Origin of the sequence: Microcoleus sp., from assembly GCF_049646505.1 — a bacterium.
Lineage (GTDB): Bacteria > Cyanobacteriota > Cyanobacteriia > Cyanobacteriales > Microcoleaceae > Microcoleus.
Genome location: NZ_JBARVX010000292.1, coordinates 20,723 through 27,188, shown reverse-complemented (window position 1 = coordinate 27,188; position 6,466 = coordinate 20,723). Strand labels below are relative to the sequence as shown.

General features: G+C 47.6%; 5 protein-coding genes. 1 reads left to right on the top strand and 4 read right to left on the bottom strand.

The genetic code is table 11. The features are described from left to right. From WBA89_RS15530 to WBA89_RS15515, 4 genes are all read right to left on the bottom strand, one after another. Nucleotides 1-709: Uma2 family endonuclease (locus WBA89_RS15530; protein WP_424407910.1), on the bottom strand; the 709-nt coding region annotated here is incomplete at its 3' end. A gap of 203 nt (nucleotides 710-912) precedes the next feature. Beyond that, a complete protein-coding gene (locus tag WBA89_RS15525; protein ID WP_424407908.1) occupies nucleotides 913-1,650 on the bottom strand; it encodes a Uma2 family endonuclease in 738 nt (245 codons plus the stop codon). Between the two features lie 48 nt (nucleotides 1,651-1,698). Then, entirely contained in the window at nucleotides 1,699-4,707 is a 3,009-nt protein-coding gene (locus WBA89_RS15520) for an EAL domain-containing protein (RefSeq protein ID WP_424407906.1), read from the bottom strand. 245 nt (nucleotides 4,708-4,952) lie between these two features. Then, nucleotides 4,953-5,153, bottom strand: a complete 201-nt coding sequence (locus WBA89_RS15515; RefSeq protein WP_424407904.1) for a helix-turn-helix domain-containing protein — start codon at nucleotides 5,151-5,153, stop codon at nucleotides 4,953-4,955. Between the two features lie 418 nt (nucleotides 5,154-5,571). Between WBA89_RS15515 and nfi the strand changes: the two genes are divergently transcribed. Further along, nucleotides 5,572-6,225: a deoxyribonuclease V gene (gene nfi / locus WBA89_RS15510; RefSeq protein ID WP_424407902.1), complete on the top strand. Its 654-nt coding sequence runs from the start codon at nucleotides 5,572-5,574 to the stop codon at nucleotides 6,223-6,225. Nucleotides 6,226-6,466: the final 241 nt, after the last annotated feature.

Here is a 6,466-nt window from a genome sequence, read left to right as displayed (position 1 = left end):
TATCAGGATCTACGCCCAACTCCCGCAACCTAGCCGCCAACCTTTCCGCTTTCTGCAATTGAGCTTGTTCTGCCTTAATTAACCCTTCCACCAATGGCGGATCTAAAATTTCATTGACTGATAATCTCAGATTGGGAAATACTACAGATTCCATTTCTTCACCAGGCAAGAAATCTGTATACGTGTAACCATCTTCACCTTCAATCAATGCAAAAAGCCGGATTTTTTGCTTGCCATTTTTAGGGTCAACAATGCAATATTCCGGCACATTCGCTAGTTCGTACTCCGCTCGTTTGATCACGTAATCTGCCCGCCGATCTTGGCTGACCACTTCTATTACTAACAGTGGTTTTTCATCAAAATCGAGGATACCTGCACCGGGCCTAGCAGCAGCTTGTTCCAAGAGACTTTGAGTGCAGACAACTACATCGGGAATCCGAGATTTATCTTCATCTGTTCTCACTCCCAGACCTGTTTTTACTACTAAGTCGAGATTGTGTTCAGCTAGGTAACGCTGCAATTGGTAAACTAAATATTCGCAAATTTTGATGTGTAAAACTGTGGCTGTTGGCATCGGGATTAATTTGCCTTTGTACAGCTCGTATTGTACATCTATTTCTCCTTGATAAACTCGGTATTCTTCAAAAGTCAATGTGGGCGAAGTATCGAGCTTTTTTTCTTCGACTGCTGGCACAACAGATTGAGACATATATTTTTACTTATCTCGATAGTTTTCTATTATACTCAATTTTGATTTTAACAGTCTAGGCTTCGGTTCGCCAAAGATCGCCCTTATTAACTCCACGACTTGCCGCTAGATGATTGAGATTCGTCAAGGGCGATTCCCTTCGGGATAGCAAGCGTGCTATCGCACAGGCTTCGCCAACGCACGCGCGCACTTCATCCAATATCCTACACATTATCAGGATCTACGCCCAACTCCCGCAACCTCGCCGCCAATCTTTCAGCGCGTTGTTCGACTGTTTGTAGTTGCTGCAATTGAGCTTGTTCTGCCTTAATTAACCCTTCCACCAATGGCGGATCTAAAATTTCATTGACTGATAATCTCAGATTGGGAAATACTACAGATACCATTTCTTCTCCCGGCAAGTAATTTACCTCTGTATAAATGTCATCACCTTCGAGAAATGCCATAACTCGCACCCGCTGTCTGTTTTCTGTTGGGTCAAAAATTACATATTCCGGTACGTTAGCTAGTTGGTATTCTCCTCGTTTAGTTATATAATCGGCCCGCCGATCTTGGCTAACTACTTCTATTACTAATAACGGCGTTTCATCAAAGCCAAGGATGCCGGAACCGGGTCTTGCAAGAGCTTGTTCCCACAAACTTTGAGTGCAGACAACTACATCGGGAATGCGGGATGTAACCTCTTCTGTTCTCACTCCTACAGAAGTTTTTACTACTAAATCGAGATTGTGTTCAGCGAGATAACGCTGCAATTTGTAAACCCAAAATTCGCAGATGCTTGTGTGTAATGCGCTAGCCGTTGCCATCGGGATTAATTTGCCTTTGTACAGCTCGTATTGTACATCTATTTCTCCTTGATAAACTCGGTATTCTTCAAAGGTTAAAGTTGGGGAAGTATCAATCTTCTGGTCGAGTACAACTGGCGCGATCGATTGAGACATAGGTTTTGATATTAATTTGCCTTGATACAGTTCCTATTGTAGATCGGATTACCATTTGGGCGATCGCCTCAACAAGGCTGTAGCTGCCTCGCTGTCGAGAGGTTTAGAGAAAAAGTACCCCTGACCGTACTCGCAGCCGATCGCCCGTATTTGAGCCAATTGCACGGCGGTTTCGACACCTTCTGCCACTACCTCCATCCCCAAACTGCGGGCCAGCATGACGATCGCCCGCACAATTTCCAAATTTTCCCCGGCTGCTCCGATGCGGCTGACAAAAGAGCGATCGACCTTCAAAATATTAATCGGGAATTTGTGCAAATAACTCAGAGACGAATAACCTATACCGAAATCATCAATACACAGCGCGATTCCCAACTCTCTCAACTGCGAAAGCATCCCCGCCGCCGCTTCCCCATCTTCCATCACCACAGTTTCAGTAATCTCCAACTTCAAACAGCGAGCATCAACACCAGTTTCGTACAAAACTTGCTTAATTTGCTCGATCGACTCCGGTTCAGAAAACTGCCTCCCCGAAAGATTTACTGCTACTGTCAGACGCGAATTTCCAGCAGGTAAATTCAAACTCTGCCACTGAATAATTTGGCGGCAGCTTTCATTCAAAACCCACAAACCCAAAGGCATAATTAAGCCTGTTTCCTCAGCCATCGCAATAAATTCCGTTGGGGAAACCAAACCCCGTTCCGGGTGCAGCCAGCGCACCAGCGCTTCAAATCCAATAACTGAGCCGCTTTGCAAACAAACGATCGGCTGATAATAAACAGTAAAAGGACATTCCAATTGAGGGCGAGCCAATGGCGATTTCCGACGCTCCCGCGATCGGTCAAATTCCCCCGGCGGCAAATTTCCCCCCACCGGCCCACCTTTAAAATCCACCATCGAATACGTCAAATTCAGTTCTTCAACCGACTCCCGCAAATCGTGTTCCAAGTGCATCAAAGCCACAGCCCGAGTGTGCATAGCGCTCGTAAACACTTCGTAGCGAGCTTTACCGAGAGCTTTGGCGCGGTACATCGCAATATCAGCATCGCGCAAAATATCTCCCGGCAACTGATATTTTTCTGTACTCAAAGCAATGCCGATACTAGCAGTAATTAAAACTTTATTACCTTCGAGATAAAGCGGTCCTTCGATCGCCCTGAGAATTTCCTTTGCTTGGGCGATGGCCTCATCAACACCGTGAATGTCCTCCAGCAAAATCACAAACTCATCTCCTCCCAGACGAGCCGCCGTATCGCCCGGTCGCAAACAAGTCAAGAGACGGCGGGCCACAGCCACCAACAGCCGATCGCCCGTACCGTGTCCCTGGCTGTCATTAATCACCTTAAACCTGTCCAAATCCAGAAACAGCACCGCAAACTGATAGCTCGGATGCCGTTTGACGCGGGCAAAAGCTTGCCCCAACCTGTCAGTCAACAAAGCGCGGTTCGGCAACTCTGTCAGCGCGTCGTGAAAAGCATCGTGCAACAATTGGTCTTCAGCCACCTTGCGTTCCGTCACGTCGTGACAGTTGACGACAATTCCGCGCACCGAAGGTTCAGCCAGCAAATTCGTCGCCACCGCTTCCAAAACGCACCAGAAACCGTCCTTGTGCCACACTCGGTATTCCGCCAATCCCATACCAACCCTCGGCATTTCGATGACACCTTGGAAAACTTGAGCCACCATCGGCAATTCGTCGGGGTGAATCAAATCAAATACAGAGCGGCCGAGCACTTCCGCCGTCGGGTAGCCCAAAATCCGCTCGGCGGAAGGAGAGACATAGCGGCAAAAGCCTTTCTCGTCGAGAATCACAATAATGTCTCTAGCATTTTCAATCAGCGAGCGAAAACGCTTCTCGCTTTGCCGCAGTTCTTGTTCGGTGCGCTTGCGATCGGTAATGTCAGTATTCATGTAAATCAGACCGACAATTTTCCCCGTAGCGTCTTTAATCGCATCGGCCCGCAGCAGCACTTGCACAATTTCGCCGCTTTTAGTGCGGTTGGTAACTTCACCAGACCAAGAATAACCTTGGGCGATCGTGTCCAGTACCTCTGTGGCGACTGCGGGATCTGCAAAAACTGCCGGTATACCTCCAGCCAGTTTAAATTCCTGTGCGGTGTCCCATTCAAATAGCTGAGAAAACGCTTGATTTTGATAAATGTGAGTGCCGTTGGCATCGCTCATGCCGATCGCGTCGCTCGAACTTTCCACCGCCTTGCGAGTCAGCACCAGAGCTTCTTCTGCCAGCTTGCGCTCGGTAATGTCAATCCCGACCAAACAAGCGGCGTTTCCCCGATCGTACTTTTGAGCCACAATCAAATAATGTCCCGCCGACTTTCCGCCGTCCGTTTTCACCTTAGCGCTGAGTTCTTTAACAGTTTCCGTAGCGTCACCGGCAAAAAACTCCACCACAAAAGAGTGAAAATCCGAGCTAGCGCCCAGAAAACCGATATCTTGACCGACAAAGGCCGAGGGCGACAAACCGTGCAGTTTAGCTAAGTGGCGGTTTACCCCCAAATAGCGCAAATCCGAGCTAATCCAAGACACTATACCCGGAACTGCTTCTAAAATCGTTTGCAGTTGGTCGTTAGCTTGCTGCAAAGCTTGCTGCACTTCTATGCGTTCGGATAAATCTGACTGAGTTCCGACGAAGTGAGTTAAATTACCGCTGTCGTCTCGCAGGGGAGATAGGGACAATTTGTTCCAAAAAGGAGTACCGTCTTTGCGGTAATTTTTGATTGTCACCTGCAACGATCGACCTTGGCGCACGGCTTCGCGAATTTTAGCTACCGCAGTTCGATCGGTATCCGGGCCTTGCAAAAATCGGCAGTTGCGCCCCAAGATTTCACCGGCGCAGTAACCCGTGATCCGTTCAAAGGCCCGATTGCAATAAATTATCGGACAGTCGGGTGCAATCGCATCAGCAATGACGATACCGCTGCTAGTAGCTGCTAAAGCTCGATCGCGCAGCCAAAGTGCATCCGACGCAGTATGACGATCGACCGCACCCTCCACTTCATCTAAATTAGAAATTGACTGGTTCTCCCGATTTCCCATCAGCCGAACTTTCAAGCAAACCTTTACAATTTCCGAGTTGTTTATTACTTTAGCGTTTTTCTGGACTCCCACCAAGTTAATTTTATTTTGGGGGTGAGCTACCTACAGGCTCTCCGACCCAGAGCCCAGAGGCTGGCCGTCCAACCAAAAGTATAATAGTAGATTTCTTGCGTCCTGTACTGCTGCGACTTACATCTGGGCGACAGGCTCGATCCTCTCTTCCAGAAGTCAAAATTCCTAGTTTTTCATTTACGATCTTTATTTAATTGTGAAATTAGCTTTTTTACTCGATATTCATGTCGGTTTTTGCGAGTCTGTTTGTATGTTTGCTCGATCGAGTTCAGACAATAATTTCCCAGCCGAGGACAACTATCAAAAGCTTTTGCTAATAACTGCTGTTGTTGGATATCTGGATCTAATCTGACTTGGACAAGCTTTAAAATCAAGCGAGTGAACTCAATTTGCTGTCCAACAGTCTAACGCAAGATTTGTTCGTTCCCGACCTGTCCTTCTCGCCCGTGCGATCGCAGATGGGTCACAGGAGTGTCGTCAATTCGCGTGCAATTCATGTCAACGCCTGCCGGTCGGGCGTGAGATTTCTTGCTGTTTTAGAGAAAAACTTGAGGTGCAGGTGAAATCTTGGCGGGTTGGTGCAAGCAGCAGCGAAAAATTGAATTTCAGTCTGCCAACATCAGACTCTATTTGTTGAATGGGTCTGGGCGCGCCTTACTCAAGCCTCAAGAGTATAAAAAAAGACTCGCTGTGCAAGTAACTAATTTATAGCGACCAACGATAAAACTCCGAGATTAAAAATGTCAGAAAATAAGTTAAACTTAGATGAGAACGGTTAAATAAAGATGTCTAATGTTGCAGCGACACCCTTGGCCGGAGACAATTGAAGAGGCGATCGCCATTCAAGAACACCTCCGGCCATTGGTAATTACCGAAAATCAACTTGAGACAGTTCGGTATGTCGCAGGCGTAGATGTCGGCTACAACAGTGCAGACAGCGTATCGCTGGCGGCTGTAACAGTTCTGAGCTTTCCCGACTTGCAATTGCAGCAGCAGTCTGTGGTTCGCAGTCCTACAGCTTTTCCTTGCATTCCCGGTTTCCTGTCTTTTCGAGAAGTGCCTGCTGTTCTTGACGCTTTAGAAAATATCAGTTTGAAACCAGATTTGATATTGTGCGACGGTCAAGGACTCGCTCAACCCCGCAGGTTCGGTCTTGCCTGCCATTTGGGAGTTTTGACAGGAATTGCGACGATCGGAGTTGCCAAAACTCGATTTATTGGAGAACATTCAGAAGTAGGACTCGAACGGGGCAGTTGGCAGCCCTTGCTGGAGGATGGAACGATCGTAGGGGCAGCGCTGAGGACGCAAACAGGGGTAAAACCGATTTATGTATCGATCGGTCACAGAATAAACTTGACAAGTGCGATCGAGTACGTCCTGCGCTGCACTCCGAGATATCGCTTGCCTGAAACAACTCGATGGGCCGATCGGCTAACAGCGGGATAACTGGCAAGCCCCGAAGGCACGAGTCGATTTGAGATTTGACTTGCAGCATTGAATCGGGGAGATGGCACGGGGGTCTAAAATTTGGATTTTTTTCGACTTCAGTCGAAAAGTCAAGTATCCGCTTGGGGGGGTTCAAAAAAATGAAAAGTAAAAAGACAAAAAAAGCATCCGTCTTGGGACTTTTAATTTTTGAACTGTTGCCGCCAGTAAGGAAAAATCCTCTGAGTCTACCGCCAGTCTG

What these genes read in the sequence shown, in the direction of transcription:
- WBA89_RS15525 (WP_424407908.1), bottom strand. Translation starts at nt 1,650, where the DNA reads ATGTCTCAATCGATCGCGCCAGTTGTACTCGACCAGAAGATTGATACT.
- WBA89_RS15520 (WP_424407906.1), bottom strand. Translation starts at nt 4,707, where the DNA reads ATGGGAAATCGGGAGAACCAGTCAATTTCTAATTTAGATGAAGTGGAG.
- nfi (WP_424407902.1), top strand. Translation starts at nt 5,572, where the DNA reads ATGTTGCAGCGACACCCTTGGCCGGAGACAATTGAAGAGGCGATCGCC.